The organism is Vibrio sp. 10N.261.51.C6, assembly GCF_041471785.1.
Classification (GTDB): Bacteria; Pseudomonadota; Gammaproteobacteria; order Enterobacterales; family Vibrionaceae; genus Vibrio; species Vibrio crassostreae_C.
In genome coordinates this window covers 46664-61666 of record NZ_JBFRPB010000051.1, presented here as the reverse complement: position 1 = coordinate 61666, position 15003 = coordinate 46664, and the positions used below count along the sequence as shown (strand labels likewise).

Below are 15003 nucleotides of genomic sequence, written 5' to 3'. Positions count from 1 at the left end.
GTACTTATGACTATATACCTAACCGAACTTGATACTACTAGTATAGAGTTTCCTTCGCCTTTCGACGCGCTTGATGACCCCAACGGTCTGCTCGCCTTCGGTGGTGATTTATCACCAATGCGAATTTTAAACGCTTATAGCCAAGGTATATTTCCATGGTATGGCCCAGGTGAGCCTATACTTTGGTGGAGCCCTGCACCGCGAGCGGTATTTAATCCTAAGACATTCGAACCGTCAAAAAGTCTTAAAAAGTTTCAAAGAAAGCACAATTACCGAGTCAGCATCAACCAAGCGACGGACAGAGTAATTGGTTATTGCTCTTCACTAAGACCCGAAGAAGAAACCTGGCTAAACAGCGACATGCAGTCAGCCTACCGCAAACTCGCTTCATTAGGTTTCTGCCACTCGGTTGAGGTTTGGCAAGATGATGAACTGATCGGTGGACTTTACGGCTTACAAAGAGGCCAAGTCTTTTGCGGTGAATCGATGTTCAGCCTAAAGACCAATGCCTCTAAAATTGCGCTGTGGTACTTTTGTAAACACTTTACCCGATTCGGCGGACAACTGATTGATTGCCAAGTCATGAACCCTCACTTGGAATCCTTGGGCGCTATCGAGGTTGATAGGGATGAATTCCTAGGCTCTCTGCAATTACTCAAAGAGTTCTCCGTTGACGATGCATGCTTTAAAACCCAATGGCTAAAGGAAATGCCTTAATGAATCCAGATTTACAACAAATCAGAATTGGATTAACAGACAATCACGCTTGCAGCTACTTACCTCACTTCGAAGAGAGAGTGGCGGTCACGCTTGACGAACACATGCACACCTCAGATAACTATGAAGTTCTGCTTGCGAATGGATTTCGCCGCAGTGGTTCAACCATTTATAAGCCACATTGCGATAATTGCTCAGCATGCCAAGCGATTCGGCTTTCAATTCCTGAGGTTAAGCTTTCCAAAAGCCTACGACGGATCCTTAACAAAGGAAAATCACTACGTTGGGAACTGAAAGATGAGATGGATGACAACTGGTTTGACTTATACAGTCGCTATATCACCGCTCGTCACCGTTCGGGAACCATGTACCCACCCAAGAAAGAAGAGTTTCTACAATTCTCTAAAAATGAGTGGCTTACTACAAAGTTCATGCACATCTATGATGAGAACAAGTTGGTTGGTATCGCCGTAACCGACATCATGGCTCACTGTACGAGCGCGTTTTATACCTTCTTCGATCCTGATATAGACATTTCGATGGGAACACTTGGCGTTCTATTTCAGATCCAACATGCCCAGAAAGAACAAAAACAATGGTTATATTTGGGTTATCAAATCGATGAATGCCCTGCGATGAACTATAAAGTACGATTTCAACGTCATCAAAGGCTAGTAAATCAGCGGTGGCAAGGGTAGAATACGCGACAACTTTACATATTTTGATTTTAACGGCACAATCAAGCCGTTGAAAACCGCCAAATTTCGAAAGAGGATTAGATGGCTAAAGAAGACGTAATCGAGATGCAAGGCACTGTCCTTGATACTCTACCAAACACAATGTTCCGTGTTGAGCTTGAAAACGGTCACGTAGTGACAGCACACATCTCTGGTAAAATGCGTAAGAACTACATCCGTATTCTTACTGGTGATAAAGTAACTGTTGAGATGACTCCATACGACCTTTCTAAAGGCCGCATCGTCTTCCGTGCTCGTTAATTTTTAATTAGCGAATACAATAAGAAGCGGAGCTTAAGGCTCCGTTTTTTATTGCCTGAGCTTTTTACTACACAAGCACATCAATCTCGCATCTCGCATCTCGCATCTCGCATCTCGCATCTCGCATCTCGCAAGCATAAAAAAACGCACAACCTAAGTCATGCGTTTTATATTTAAGCCTTTGATTTATCAATCACTTCGTTAGTGCATGACCTCTTCTTTAGCACCAACATAGATGAAATCCAATTCGTCTTTTTTCAGGGATACTTTAACCGTACCGCCATCAACCAAGCTACCGAACAGTAACTCGTTAGCAAGTGGTTTCTTAAGCTTCTCTTGAATAACACGTCCCATTGGACGAGCACCCATGGTCTTGTCATAGCCTTTATCAGCTAACCAGTGACGAGCATCCTCAGAAACCTCTAAAGACACGCCACGAGCGTCCAGTTGAACCTGAAGCTCGACAATGAACTTATCAACTACTTGGCTAATCACACTTGGGTCAAGGCTGTTGAACCAAATGATATTATCAAGACGGTTACGGAACTCAGGAGTAAATACCTTCTTGATTTCGCCCATCGCATCTGGCGCATGATCTTGTTGGATCAGGCCGATCGATTTCTTCTCGGTTTCAGCCACACCTGCGTTGGTCGTCATCACTAGAATCACATTGCGGAAGTCCGCTTTGCGACCATTGTTGTCAGTTAGCGTGCCGTTATCCATTACCTGCAGTAGCAAGTTAAAGATATCTGGGTGAGCTTTCTCGATTTCATCCAGTAACACAACAGAGTGCGGGTTCTTGATTACGGCATCCGTTAGCAAACCACCTTGGTCGTAACCAACATAACCAGGAGGCGCACCAATCAAGCGGCTCACTGAGTGTCGCTCACCGTACTCAGACATATCAAAGCGCAGAAGCTCAATACCCATCAACTTAGACAGCTGAACAGTCACCTCTGTTTTACCGACACCAGTAGGACCAGCAAACAAGAATGAACCAACAGGTTTATTGTCTGCACCCAATCCAGCACGGGTCAGCTTAATCGCTTCACTCAATACATCGATTGCAGGGTCTTGTCCGAATACCAACATTTTCATGCGCTCATCCAGTTTCTGGAGTGTATCTTTGTCTGAAGACGATACTGACTTTTCAGGAATACGCGCCATTTTCGCAACCATTGACTCAATATCAGCCACGCTTACCGTTTTCTTACGACGGCTTGCAGGTGCCAAACGACTACGAGCGCCCGCTTCATCGATTACGTCAATGGCCTTATCAGGAAGGTGGCGTTCATTAATGTATTTAGCTGACAGCTCCACAGCGGCACGCAACGCTTTGTTGGTGTAGCGCACTTCGTGGTGAGCTTCGTATTTTGGCTTCAAGCCAATCAGGATCTTGGTCGTATCGTCTAGCGATGGTTCAATAATATCTATTTTCTGGAAGCGACGAGCTAAAGCACGCTCCTTCTCAAAAATACTGCTGTACTCTTGGTACGTTGTTGAACCGATGCAACGTAATTTGCCACTGCTTAGTAGTGGTTTAATTAAGTTTGCCGCATCAACCTGACCACCCGATGCAGCCCCGGCACCGATAATGGTGTGGATCTCATCGATGAACAGAATCGCGTCTTCTTCTTTCTCCAGTTGCTTAAGAATCGCTTTAAAACGTTTCTCAAAGTCACCACGATATTTGGTTCCGGCTAACAGTGAACCGATATCTAGAGAATAAATTACGCTGCTCTGAATGATTTCAGGCACTTGTCCTTCAACGATGCGCCATGCAAGACCTTCCGCGATGGCAGTTTTACCTACCCCCGCTTCACCCACTAACAGAGGGTTGTTCTTACGACGACGACACAGAACTTGGATAGTGCGTTCTAGCTCTTTGTCACGACCGATTAGTGGGTCAATATTGCCCTGCTTTGCGACTTCGTTAAGGTTAGTAGCAAAATTTTCTAAACGGTCTTCAGAGTTAGCTTCTTCAGCATTTTCTGCACCACCAAATGAATCGGATGATGAAGGACTGTCGCCTTCGTTGCTCGCTTTGGTAATACCGTGTGAGATGAAGTTAACAATATCTAAGCGACTAATGTCGTTTTTCTTGAGAAGATATGCCGCGTGAGATTCTTGCTCACTAAAAATAGCCACAAGTACGTTAGCACCTGTTACTTCGCTGCGACCTGAAGATTGAACATGGAAAACAGCGCGTTGAAGTACTCGTTGGAAGCTCAACGTAGGCTGAGTTTCGCGAGTTTCGTCGCTTTCAGGGATAAGTGGGGTCGTTTGATCGATAAAAATATCGAGCTCATTGCGAAGAGCATCGAGATCAGCCTGACAAGCTTGGAGCGCTTCCTTGGCCGCATCATTTTCTAATAATGCTAGTAGGAGGTGTTCGACAGTCATGAATTCATGTCGCTTGTCTCGCGCACGAGCAAATGCGCCATTTAAACTCGTCTCTAATTCTTTATTTAGCATAAGTACCTCCTAAGGGAACAACAGTGTTGTTCGAGCAATTTATACTTGCTCCATTGTACATAGTAGCGGATGCTCATTTTCCTTTGAGTACATCGTGACCTGCGCTACCTTTGTTTCCGCTATTTCAGCACTGTATGTGCCGCATATAGCTTTACCTTCATAATGAACCTTGAGCATCACTTCCGTTGCTTTTTCGATATCTAGTGAGAAGAATCGCTCTAGGATCTCGATTACAAAGTCCATGGGCGTGTAGTCATCGTTATTCAACACAACGTTATACATCGCCGGTGGCTTTACTTTTGTTGCTTCTTTCTCCAGTAAATCTGAGCCTGGAGATGCCCATTCAAAGTTTCTGCTCATATCGCTTTGCTAAGGGTTATTTTTCGGAAATCGTGAGTGTTTACCTAACTCAAATTTACCACATTCACGCTTTACGGTGTACTAAGAAACTGCACCGAGAAACAGTACCAAAAAATATTCCTCTATACTGAGCCTAATCCACCATTTCCATCGCTGCAAATAAAAGATCTCGATTAACAGGATTAACATATGTGATTGATTAAAAAGACGCCATAACTATTGATACTAACGATAAGATTACCGCTAAGTTACTATTTAGTTAATAGTTTGCGGTTAATCTCGAATGTGATTTGTTATTAAAATTAATCGCTTTATACCAATTTACTATTGACTGTGCTCAATCATTAGCTACATTGAAGCTAAAAGGTTTTTTAATACACTTTTGCAACATGAATTAAAATCAGTAACACGCTTCAAAAATTAACAATAAGGAATAATTACGCAGGGTAGCGTTAATTCCGTAAGCAATGTACGAGATTCAAGCTATTAGCTGAAATTCTTTAGCTGGTAGGAATGATATCAATCGCACTTACAACAATTGATATAACAACGTTAGTAACAAAATGCATGAGGGATGTATAGCATGGCTACAGGTACAGTAAAATGGTTTAACAATGCCAAAGGGTTTGGCTTTATTTGTCCAGAAGGTGAAGACGGCGATATTTTCGCGCACTACTCCACAATACAAATGGAAGGTTATCGAACCTTAAAGGCTGGTCAGCAGGTCGACTATGAAGTGGAAAGTGGACCTAAAGGCTCGCATGCTAGCTCCGTTGTTCCTGTAGAAGGCAGCGCCGCAAAATAGGCGAATGCAAACTCATGTTAACCTCCATCAGTCGTCATTAACGGCTGACAGGTAAACAGAATATTGAAACCGCTCATTTAATACCTGTAACACAGGATTACGTGAGCGGTTTTTTTCGTTTTGGGGGCTCTAAAGTTGCTCACTGGACAATGAGCTCGAAGAGCTACTCCCCTTAAGCTAGGTCTTAAGAAGTATTAGATAGAAAAAAGACGCTTTAACATTATCGTTAAAGCGTCTTTCGTTTTGACTTTATCTATAACTTAGCTATCAGCCTAAGCAACTCGTTAGCAAATCACGCTCATGAGTGACTAACGATGAGTCCAATCACTATGCATCAATAAACGCGTTTAGCGTTGAGCTTGGGCGCATTAGTGTTGAAACCAATGCATCGTCAAGTAGGTAGTAACCACCTAAGTCGCCAGCCACACCTTGAGCGTTGTTCAGCTCTGCAACGATCGCTTCTTCACTTTCAGCCAGTTGACTTGCCACACCTGCAAACTCAGCAGCAAGATCAGCGTCAGCCGTTTGCTCAGCAAGCGCCTTAGCCCAGTATGCCGCTAGATAGTAGTGGCTACCACGGTTATCAAGCTCACCTACTCGACGTGAAGGAGACTTGTTGTTATCAAGGAACTCACCCGTCGCTTTATCAAGCGCATCAGCTAGAACTTGTGCTTTAGCGTTACCTGTTACTACGCTCAGGTGCTCTAGAGATGCCGCTAGTGCCAAGAATTCACCTAGAGAATCCCAACGCAGGTGGTTTTCTTTCTCTACTTGTTGAACATGTTTAGGAGCAGAGCCGCCAGCACCTGTTTCAAACAGACCACCACCGTTCATTAGTGGAACAATCGATAGCATCTTAGCTGATGTACCAAGCTCTAAAATCGGGAACAAGTCAGTTAGGTAATCACGTAATACGTTACCAGTAACCGAAATAGTATCTAGGCCTTCTTTGATACGAACCAGTGAGTATTGAGTCGCTTCAAGTGGAGCAAGGATCTTAATTTCAAGACCATCGGTATCGTATTCAGGAAGGTATGCTTCAACTTTCTTGATAAGCTGAGCATCATGTGCGCGTGACGCATCTAGCCAAAATACCGCTGGAACACCCGATGCACGAGCACGCGTTACCGCAAGCTTAACCCAGTCTTGGATTGGTGCATCTTTAACCTGACACATACGGAAGATATCGCCTTCCTCTACGTCTTGCTCAAGAAGCACAGCGCCTGAAGCGTCAACAACTTGAACCTGACCAGCAGCTTCAAGGATGAAAGTCTTATCATGAGAACCGTACTCTTCCGCTTTTTGAGCCATCAAGCCAACGTTTGGTACGCTACCCATCGTTGTTGGATCGAACGCGCCGTTCTCTTTACAGAAATCAATAACCGCTTGGTAAATGCTCGCGTAGCTACGATCTGGGATCATTGCTTTGGTATCTTTTTGCTTACCTTCTGGATCCCACATTTGACCAGAAGAACGCAGCATTGCAGGCATAGATGCATCCACAATGATATCGCTTGGTACGTGTAGGTTAGTAATGCCACGGTCCGAATCAACCATCGCTAGTGGTGGCTGAGTCTCGTATACCGCTTGCAGGTCAGCTTCGATTGCTTCTTTCTGCTCTTGAGGAAGCGCATCAATCTTCGCGTAGACATCACCGATGCCGTTATTTACATCAACGCCTAACTCTTCAAACAGCTGACCGTGTTTAGCAAATACGTCTTTGTAGTAAACCTTAACCGCGTGACCAAAGATCACTGGGTCAGATACTTTCATCATCGTCGCTTTCAAGTGAAGAGAAAGCAGCACACCTTGCTCTTTAGCCGATGCGATTTCTTTTTCGAAGAATGCAACCAAAGCGGCCTTATTCATCACTGACGCATCAATGATCTCTTTATCTTGCAGTGCAAAAGCTGGCTTCAATGTTTTCTTCGCACCATCTTTGCCAACGAATTCAATGCTAACTTCTGTAGCACCTTCAATGGTTACTGACTTTTCGCTACCGAAGAAGTCTTTGTCGTCCATACTTGAAACGTGCGACTTAGAATCTGCAGACCAAGCACCCATTGAGTGTGGGTTCTTCTTCGCGTAGTTTTTAACAGAAAGTGGAGCGCGGCGATCCGAGTTACCTTCACGCAATACTGGATTTACTGCACTGCCTTTGATTTTGTCGTAAGTCGCTTTTACTGCTTTCTCTTCGTCAGTGTTTGCTTCTTCTGGGTAATTAGGAAGTGCGTAACCTTTTGACTGTAGCTCTTTGATTGTTGCTTGAAGCTGAGGTACAGATGCAGAGATGTTTGGAAGCTTGATAATGTTTGCTTCTGGTGTCTTAGCCAATTCACCTAGTTCTGCTAATGCATCACCAATACGTTGCTCTTCGTTCAAATAGTCAGGGAAGTTGGCAATAATACGCCCTGCAAGTGAAATGTCGCGAGTATCAACGTTAATACCAGAAGAAGCTGTAAAAGATTGAATGATAGGCAGCAGAGAGTATGTTGCTAGCGCCGGAGCTTCGTCTGTAATGGTATAGATGATCGTTGGTTTTTCAGTAGGCATGAAATTTCCCTATAGTTCTTACAAGCTCATTTAAAGTAGTGAGCGTGTTATAAATTGACCAGTAAGCCACTCTAAGAGTGAAAACTGCTTACTCGATAGTCTTACTCTATCTTATTTTTCATACAATCTTGATGACAGCATGAACCAAATCCGTGAGTGCGTTGTTATAATAAAACACGAAGGTATAATTAAACAAATCAGGCTTAAGAGTCCATCAACTTGTTCTATTTTGTGTCTTTTAGGCGCGCAAATGATAGCTCAATTCCGTTTCAGTGAAAACTTTTCAGCACACTTCGTTTACATTTTTGCAAGGTAGTTAACATGTCTACTCGCTCACGCAGCGCATCTCGTTCAGACAAACCGGCTCGTTCTGGTGCAACATTAAAACAAAGCGGTAATAGACAAAGCCGAAGCAGTGATAAGAATAACACTGGCAATTCGCACAACAAATCTCACTCAAGCAAGCACCGATATAAAGGCAAGCCTACCAATGCAAAACCTAAGGTTGCGCTCGAAGATCGCAAAGTAATTCTGTTCAACAAGCCTTTCGATACTCTAAGCCAATTTACAGATGGCGAAGGGAGAAAAACGCTAGCGGACTTTATTCCAGTGAAAGACGTTTATGCTGCAGGTCGCCTTGACCGCGACAGCGAAGGGTTAATGGTCTTGACCAACGATGGTATTTTTCAAGCTAAGCTAACTCAACCAAACTCAAAATCCGCAAAGACTTACTGGGTACAGGTTGAAGGCGCACCTTCTGAGGAAGATTTAGATAAATTGAGAAAAGGTGTCGAACTAAAAGACGGCATGACACTACCGGCTAAAGTAGAAGTGATGCAAGAACCTGAAGTGTGGGATAGAAATCCTCCAGTTCGCTTCAGAGCCGCGATACCGACAACATGGTTAGCTATTACAATCATCGAAGGGCGTAACCGCCAAGTAAGACGAATGACAGCAAATATCGGCTTCCCTACCCTACGTCTTATCCGCTATTCAATGGGTAACATGAATGTGGGGCAGCTTCAGCCTGGTGAGTGGAAAGAGATTTAACTCGTAGCAATATATTAAAGCGAGATATACGTCTCGCTTTTTTGTACGTGAAGATTGATTACTCTTGATCAATCATCCATTTACGGAATACTTTACGCTCTTCTTCATTTGCTCTTGAATACCATAGCTTAAGTTGAAGCGTATTTTCAGACTCTTGCACCGTACTATCAGCAGCAACTGTCGCACCAACCACAGCACCAGTTTGTACTGCCGCGAGTTCTTCTTTCAATGAGCGAATCTTTCCAGAATCAAAAACTAAGCCTCTTTCTTGGTTGTAGTCTTTAACCAACTGAGGGATATCGCTGTAAGGCAGTGCACCTTGAGATGGAGGCAAAACTTCTTGCTCGAATTCTACTTCATCACCATTTACCGAAATACTGAATATAGGAAGTTCTCTGTCTACATTTTTTTCGATTTTAGCGTACTTTCTACTTAGAAGATCAATATCAACATCAGCATTTTCGGGAACATTAACTACCATAATGTAAGGAACTGTACTGATAAACTCGCGTTTGCCTTTATCGCTCAAATACCCTGTGTAATCTAAAACGAGTTGGTTTTCACCTGAGGTGAATACAGCGTCTTCCACACTTTCAACAACCTCACCGTTCAAAGTATTTAGCGAAATACCAGAAGCCAAATCAAGAGCAGCCGTTGCGTATGGTGCAGAGAATAGACAGACAAAACTCAAATACCACTTGTTCATGTACGATTCCTTAATCAATAAATGTAAAAAAGCCAGCTAATAGCTGGCTTTTGTATAGCATAGTTAACTACAGATTAGAATGTGTAGTAAACACCAGCGATAACGCCGTCAGCATCTAGAGTTTGTGATGCGTATTCGAAATCAGCAGTTTGGTATTCAGCTAGGAATAGGATGTTGTCACGGAATGCGTAATCAACACCAACAACTAGGTTAGTAGAGTCGATATCAGAGATCTTAGAAGTACCCGCTGCTGTAGCGATTTCGTCAGTTGTTGCTACAGAGTATGTAGCGTATAGACGAACAGCGTCGATTTGGTAAGCAGCTGCGATACCCATAGTTTCACCGTTGCCGTAAGAATCAGCAGCGATGTCAGATAGGTCCCAGTAACCGTAACCTTGGTTGCCTTCAAACTGTGCGTAAGTAAGCGCTAAGTAAAAACCACCAAATTCAGCAGAAGCAGAAACACCAGCAAGAGAGTAATCTACGTCTTTAGCAGCGTCACCACTGATGTAAGAAGCACCGATAGAGAAGTTGCTGAATGCGTAATCTGCAGAGATACCGTAAGTGTTGTCAACGTCTTCAGTAGAATCAGTGTTAACGTCAGCTACGATTGTGAAACCTTCAACGAATTGACCTTTGAATACAGCGCCGTGGCCAGAAGACTCGCGGTGGTGACCACCAGTAGAGCCCATGTAGTTACCTTCGTTTGTGATATCATCTTTCTGGATAGCGTCAGCAGATTCTGCTAGGTCGCCAGTTTCACCGAAAGCCATACCCCAAGTGTCAGTTTTAAAACCAGCTAGAACGTCATCGAACTTAGCGTTGCTGCCGTCAGTTTCGATTTCGAAAGATGCGAATGCTGTGAACTGGTCGTTAAGCTTCTGCTCAGCGTCTAGTTGAATTTTAGCCCAAGTAGAAACGTCAGCTTCGTTTTTAACTGTTTTAGTTAGAGTCTCGTCTACTTCAGATTGTTGTAGGTAGATATCTACCTCGCCTTTTAGGCCAACTTTAGTATCGTCGTTAGAGTAAATTTCTGCTGCGTTTACAGAAGTTGCTGTAGCTGCGATAGCTAGCGCTAATAGAGTCTTTTTCATAATAAATCCACTGCCTTTTCTAAGAATGGGAGATCCTTGCCCGGTTCCCTTTTATTTTTATGACTGGTCATTACCACTCTTTGTTGGTTAATCACCGTCACTAAATTTCGAGGTCTAGATTGCAAAAGATTATCCTGCGTGTCAAATAAACTAAAAACAAACCTAAAAAAAACACAAAGCAATCAAAATCAACTACTTACATTTTTTTTCATAGTTTTACGAGCAGCTTATCCTTAGTTTTATCAGAAAATATAATAATCCAAAAAAAGAACAAAACAGCATTTAACACCACAAACAACTTGTAAAAACGCCACGCCTCAGGATTTAACACCTACAAGCAAGTCTTTTTTAATATTTATATTTCGCAACATAAATAAAATAGTTAAGTTCCTGATGGTTCAGTTTTTTTTTGTGAACAAGATCTACCTTTGATTCAAAAGCAAGCTATTTCACCGTAAATGTACCGACTAGTGATATGTGCTACTATCCTCGCTCCGTTACGTAGGTCACAGTATGCTAACTACTAAAATTCAAAAATCTATTCGCACCAGTTATCAAAACCTCCAAGATCAGTTGGACAACTTTGTACCTCGACGTGCTCAAAATTACCTTGTTGCAGAAATAGCGAAGACACTTTGTGGTCAATACCACAAAAGTAATCGCATGATTGTTGCAGAAGCGGGAACCGGGATCGGGAAATCACTGGCTTATTTAATGGCAACTATTCCTGTCGCTGTGCTCAATAACCGAAAAATAGTCATATCAACGGCGACGGTTGCGCTACAAGAACAGCTCGTCAATAAAGATCTCCCTCTATATAGAAGACTGACTGATCGAGAGTTTTCTTTCATATTAGCGAAGGGCAGACAGCGTTATTGTTGTTCCGAAAAGCTAGCCGCTGCCTGCGGGGTTGATGGCGGACAAATGGCCATGTTCGAATCTAAGCCAAAGAAGAAGGATATCGACCAACTTCAAACCATGTATCGTAGCCTAACCCAAGGTAAATGGGATGGTGACCGTGATTCGTGGCCAAAACCCATCGACAACATGATTTGGCAGATGATTGTTAGTGATAAGCACAGCTGCAATAACAGTATGCCAACTCACAGAGATTGCCCTTTCCAGAAAGCGCGTTCAGAGCTAGATAAAGCAGATGTGATTATCGCTAATCACAGTTTGGTGATGGCCGACGCTGACCTAGGTGGCGGAGTTATTCTTCCAGAGCCAGAAAACAGCATCTATATATTCGACGAGGCACACCATTTACCTCATGTCGCTCGAGATCACTCCTCTGCAGCTGCCAGTTTAAAAGGTGCGGCTTCTTGGTTAGAGCGTTTAAATCAATCGATCACTAAGCTTTCTGGTTTAGCGGACGAAAAGCGTGTCCACCGATTTAGAAATGAATTGCAGGACTCCGTACAACAACTGATCCCTACTCTGACTCAAATGAGCAAACAGTTTGACGCAAGCCACTTTGAAGACGGCTTGTATCGCTTCGAACATGGCGACTTACCTGAGTGGCTAGAGAATGAATCTAAAGACCTTAAGCAACTCACACAAAAGGCGAGCCAAGCTGTTGCGAAGATTGCAGACCTGATAGCAGAACGAGTTAAAGATGGGGAGCTTTCAGCAAAACTTGCAGAGCCTGCGTTGGCAGAAATTGGCTTCTATATACAAAGAACAGAAAACCTTGCTCAAGTTTGGCGCTTAATGGCTGAACCGAAGAGAGAAAAAGGTGCTCCTTTGGCTCGTTGGCTCGAACTGAATAAAGAAAGCGAAGGCGATTTCGTTGTGAATGTTTCGCCACTAGAGGTAGGTTGGCAACTGGATCAACAAATCTGGAGCCGCTGTGTGGGTGCCGTATTAGTATCTGCGACCATGAGAGCGCTCAACTCTTTTAGCTTTTTCTGTCATCAAGCAGGTATCAGCCAAAAAGCAGAAGATGGCGTACAGTTTTTGGCTTTGGCATCACCGTTTGATTACCAGAATCAAGCTGAGCTGATCGTTCCGGCAATGAAGTACGAACCACAAGCACCTCAGTTTACCGAATATCTTATTGAAATTTTGCCTAAGGTAATAGAAGACAAAAAAGCCAATCTCGTTCTATTCTCTTCTTACTGGCAAATGAACAAAGTTGCAGAGGCTTTAACAACAGATTTCGTTAAAAAGTCGTGGGCATTGCAGGTTCAAGGCGATACTTCACGAACTGAAATTCTAAAAAAACATAAAAAGCTAATAGACCAAGGTAAAACCAGCGTTCTTTTTGGAACTGGCAGCTTTTCTGAAGGTCTTGATCTACCGGGTGAGCTTCTTGAAAACCTCGTGATTACCAAGATTCCTTTTGGTGTTCCTACCTCTCCTGTAGAGCAAGCACATTCAGAATATATTGAATCACGCGGTGGCAACCCTTTTATGCAGATTACTGTTCCAGATGCGAGTAAAAAGCTTATTCAATCTGTGGGTAGACTACTGCGTAAGGAAAGAGATTCTGGTAAAGTCACGATCCTTGATAGACGCATAGTAACGAAGCGATACGGAAAGTCCCTACTCGATTCACTACCGCCTTTTAAAAGAACAATAAAATACTAATATCCCCTGCCCTTGAGGTAGTTATGGGCCTTCATCGCTAGGCCCTTGCATTCACAACCCAACATGACTAATCCATAGATTTTTCATGTGGCTGCCCTATCAGCCGATAACGAGAACACTAGCTATTTATGGAAATGATTGAGCCAACCATGTTGGTCATACTTGCTCTGGTTGCATTTGCAGCAGGCTTTATTGATGCTGTCGCAGGTGGCGGAGGGATGTTAACCGTTCCAGCTTTGCTATCGCTTGGTTTACCGCCACACATCGCATTGGGTACTAACAAGCTTGCAGCGACTTTCGCTTCATCTACAGCTGCATTCACTTACTACCGTAAAAAGCTGTTCAAGCCTGAGTGTTGGGTCAATGCATTCATATCTACTTTAATAGGTGCGACAATCGGCACACTCACTGTTGATGCCATTAGCACCGAGTGGTTAGAGAAGGTATTGCCGTTAGTCATTCTTGCCGCAGCGGTCTATACCATTTTTCATAAGACTCCAGATGTGAGCCATAATGTGTCTCCTAAGCCATGCCCTGTGCTTAAGAGAAAACAAAAGTACCAAGGATTCATTCTTGGCTTTTATGATGGGGTTGCTGGCCCAGGAACTGGCGCGTTTTGGACGGTAAGCTCTATGGCGCTTTATCGCTTAAACATCTTACTTGCCTCTGGTCTATCCAAAGCCATGAACTTTACCAGTAACTTTACCTCTTTGGTGACCTTCGCGATTCTTGGTCATATTGATTGGGTTCTAGGTTTAACCATGGGCCTTTGTTTGATGGCCGGTGCATTTGTTGGCGCTCACTCTGCTATTCGGTTCGGTGCTACATTTATAAGACCTGTGTTTGTTACAGTTGTAAGCGTACTTGCAATTAAACTGGCATACGAAGCTTGGTTTGTGAACTTATAGGCAGTAGCCAACGGGAAGTGAAATGAATCAATTTTCAAAGCTAAAAAGTGTTATTGATACCTTGATTGGCCATTGCTCGCAGGTTGACAAATCTCGAGGGGCTTATCATCAAGCCTTGTTTGACCGAGCCTTATTTAAATGCGGCGCCTCTGTTTTGCTTCCCTATGCACTTGAAACTCAGGCAACGTACCGCACCATTGTACGTGAACAAACCTCAAATCAACTGACCGCGTCCAGAGCCAACTACCTGACAGAAAAGCTGACCAATCAGATTGCAGCAATCCAAAGAGAGTTAGCCAACCACGATTTACGCTTGGACCGAAAAAGCAAGTCAGGGAAAACCCTGAACGACCTATACAACGAACTCGCCCAGCACCAAGACTGGCAAAAGCGATTGGTCGATTTAGTACGAGTACGAAAGTTAGCGTTTGATTCTGCGCCTCGCCACAGTAAGAAAAAAGCGGAAGAGGCTTGGCAGTTAGCAAAAGAGCGATTAGAACGCTGTGAAGACTCAATGAAAAATATTGAGAGACTGATTAACTTAGAGAACCCTAAGCGAAATGAACACTGATAACACACCATCACCACTGGATAACGCACCAGAAGAAGTTAAGTTAGCTGTCGACCTGATCTATCTGCTCGAAAGCAACGAAATCGATCCAAAAGTCGCGTTAGAAGCAATCAAAATTGTCCAGCAAGATTTACAAGCCAAACTAGCATCTAGCATCTAGCATCTAGCATCTAGCAT

Annotated in this window: 14 protein-coding genes; 9 read left to right on the top strand and 5 right to left on the bottom strand. The window is 43.5% G+C overall.

Translation table 11 applies throughout. The annotated features are described in order from the left end of the window. Positions 1–6: 6 nt before the first annotated feature. The 3 genes from aat to infA all read left to right on the top strand — a co-directional run bounded on the left by aat (position 7) and on the right by infA (position 1715). Positions 7–717 (top strand): leucyl/phenylalanyl-tRNA--protein transferase, encoded by a 711-nt coding sequence (aat, locus tag AB4375_RS13865; protein WP_017063504.1) that lies wholly within the window; start codon positions 7–9, stop codon positions 715–717. Further along, positions 717–1415 carry an arginyltransferase gene (locus tag AB4375_RS13860; RefSeq protein ID WP_017070019.1) on the top strand — a complete coding sequence of 233 codons (699 nt, stop codon included), beginning with the start codon at positions 717–719 and terminating at the stop codon, positions 1413–1415. Before aat ends, AB4375_RS13860 begins: the two co-directional genes overlap by 1 nt. Positions 1416–1496: 81 nt before the next feature. Then, complete coding sequence (gene infA, locus AB4375_RS13855) at positions 1497–1715, top strand: translation initiation factor IF-1 (protein ID WP_001040192.1); 219 nt, start codon at positions 1497–1499, stop codon at positions 1713–1715. A 201-nt stretch (positions 1716–1916) separates the two neighbouring features. Here the strand turns inward: infA and clpA are convergent, their stop codons facing one another. Both clpA and clpS read right to left on the bottom strand, forming a co-directional pair. After that, entirely contained in the window at positions 1917–4190 is a 2274-nt protein-coding gene (gene clpA, locus AB4375_RS13850) for an ATP-dependent Clp protease ATP-binding subunit ClpA (RefSeq protein WP_017062108.1), read from the bottom strand. A gap of 39 nt (positions 4191–4229) precedes the next feature. Next, positions 4230–4550, bottom strand: a complete 321-nt coding sequence (clpS, locus tag AB4375_RS13845; protein WP_004737430.1) for an ATP-dependent Clp protease adapter ClpS — start codon at positions 4548–4550, stop codon at positions 4230–4232. Positions 4551–5133: 583 nt separating this feature from the next. On the opposite strand from clpS, the gene cspD reads away from it, so the two are divergent. Then, complete coding sequence (gene cspD / locus AB4375_RS13840) at positions 5134–5355, top strand: cold shock domain-containing protein CspD (RefSeq protein ID WP_004736548.1); 222 nt, start codon at positions 5134–5136, stop codon at positions 5353–5355. Positions 5356–5682: 327 nt separating this feature from the next. On the opposite strand, the gene AB4375_RS13835 is transcribed toward cspD, so the two are convergent. Then, positions 5683–7908 (bottom strand): NADP-dependent isocitrate dehydrogenase, encoded by a 2226-nt coding sequence (locus AB4375_RS13835; protein ID WP_017067848.1) that lies wholly within the window; start codon positions 7906–7908, stop codon positions 5683–5685. 321 nt (positions 7909–8229) lie between these two features. Between AB4375_RS13835 and AB4375_RS13830 the strand changes: the two genes are divergently transcribed. Then, positions 8230–8958, top strand: a complete 729-nt coding sequence (locus AB4375_RS13830; RefSeq protein WP_372051819.1) for a pseudouridine synthase — start codon at positions 8230–8232, stop codon at positions 8956–8958. 58 nt (positions 8959–9016) lie between these two features. Here the strand turns inward: AB4375_RS13830 and AB4375_RS13825 are convergent, their stop codons facing one another. Both AB4375_RS13825 and AB4375_RS13820 read right to left on the bottom strand, forming a co-directional pair. Next, positions 9017–9664: a DUF2057 family protein gene (locus tag AB4375_RS13825; RefSeq protein WP_372051818.1), complete on the bottom strand. Its 648-nt coding sequence runs from the start codon at positions 9662–9664 to the stop codon at positions 9017–9019. 74 nt (positions 9665–9738) lie between these two features. After that, on the bottom strand, positions 9739–10758 hold the full coding sequence (locus AB4375_RS13820; RefSeq protein WP_372051817.1) for a porin: 1020 nt from the start codon (positions 10756–10758) through the stop codon (positions 9739–9741). Between the two features lie 513 nt (positions 10759–11271). On the opposite strand from AB4375_RS13820, the gene dinG reads away from it, so the two are divergent. The 4 genes from dinG to rsmS all read left to right on the top strand — a co-directional run bounded on the left by dinG (position 11272) and on the right by rsmS (position 14986). Then, positions 11272–13347 (top strand): ATP-dependent DNA helicase DinG, encoded by a 2076-nt coding sequence (gene dinG, locus AB4375_RS13815; protein ID WP_372051816.1) that lies wholly within the window; start codon positions 11272–11274, stop codon positions 13345–13347. Between the two features lie 128 nt (positions 13348–13475). Next, positions 13476–14255, top strand: a complete 780-nt coding sequence (locus AB4375_RS13810) for a TSUP family transporter (RefSeq protein ID WP_017062114.1) — start codon at positions 13476–13478, stop codon at positions 14253–14255. Positions 14256–14277: 22 nt separating this feature from the next. Next, positions 14278–14826, top strand: coding sequence for a primosomal replication protein (locus AB4375_RS13805; RefSeq protein ID WP_017070024.1), 549 nt, complete (start codon positions 14278–14280; stop codon positions 14824–14826). Then, positions 14816–14986, top strand: a complete 171-nt coding sequence (rsmS, locus tag AB4375_RS13800) for a pleiotropic regulatory protein RsmS (protein WP_017055021.1) — start codon at positions 14816–14818, stop codon at positions 14984–14986. Before AB4375_RS13805 ends, rsmS begins: the two co-directional genes overlap by 11 nt. Positions 14987–15003 lie beyond the last annotated feature (17 nt).

What these genes read in the sequence shown, in the direction of transcription:
- AB4375_RS13820 (WP_372051817.1), bottom strand. Translation starts at nt 10,758, where the DNA reads ATGAAAAAGACTCTATTAGCGCTAGCTATCGCAGCTACAGCAACTTCT.
- clpA (WP_017062108.1), bottom strand. Translation starts at nt 4,190, where the DNA reads ATGCTAAATAAAGAATTAGAGACGAGTTTAAATGGCGCATTTGCTCGT.
- clpS (WP_004737430.1), bottom strand. Translation starts at nt 4,550, where the DNA reads ATGAGCAGAAACTTTGAATGGGCATCTCCAGGCTCAGATTTACTGGAG.
- AB4375_RS13810 (WP_017062114.1), top strand. Translation starts at nt 13,476, where the DNA reads ATGGAAATGATTGAGCCAACCATGTTGGTCATACTTGCTCTGGTTGCA.
- AB4375_RS13805 (WP_017070024.1), top strand. Translation starts at nt 14,278, where the DNA reads ATGAATCAATTTTCAAAGCTAAAAAGTGTTATTGATACCTTGATTGGC.
- cspD (WP_004736548.1), top strand. Translation starts at nt 5,134, where the DNA reads ATGGCTACAGGTACAGTAAAATGGTTTAACAATGCCAAAGGGTTTGGC.
- AB4375_RS13830 (WP_372051819.1), top strand. Translation starts at nt 8,230, where the DNA reads ATGTCTACTCGCTCACGCAGCGCATCTCGTTCAGACAAACCGGCTCGT.
- infA (WP_001040192.1), top strand. Translation starts at nt 1,497, where the DNA reads ATGGCTAAAGAAGACGTAATCGAGATGCAAGGCACTGTCCTTGATACT.
- AB4375_RS13825 (WP_372051818.1), bottom strand. Translation starts at nt 9,664, where the DNA reads ATGAACAAGTGGTATTTGAGTTTTGTCTGTCTATTCTCTGCACCATAC.
- rsmS (WP_017055021.1), top strand. Translation starts at nt 14,816, where the DNA reads ATGAACACTGATAACACACCATCACCACTGGATAACGCACCAGAAGAA.
- AB4375_RS13860 (WP_017070019.1), top strand. Translation starts at nt 717, where the DNA reads ATGAATCCAGATTTACAACAAATCAGAATTGGATTAACAGACAATCAC.
- AB4375_RS13835 (WP_017067848.1), bottom strand. Translation starts at nt 7,908, where the DNA reads ATGCCTACTGAAAAACCAACGATCATCTATACCATTACAGACGAAGCT.
- dinG (WP_372051816.1), top strand. Translation starts at nt 11,272, where the DNA reads ATGCTAACTACTAAAATTCAAAAATCTATTCGCACCAGTTATCAAAAC.
- aat (WP_017063504.1), top strand. Translation starts at nt 7, where the DNA reads ATGACTATATACCTAACCGAACTTGATACTACTAGTATAGAGTTTCCT.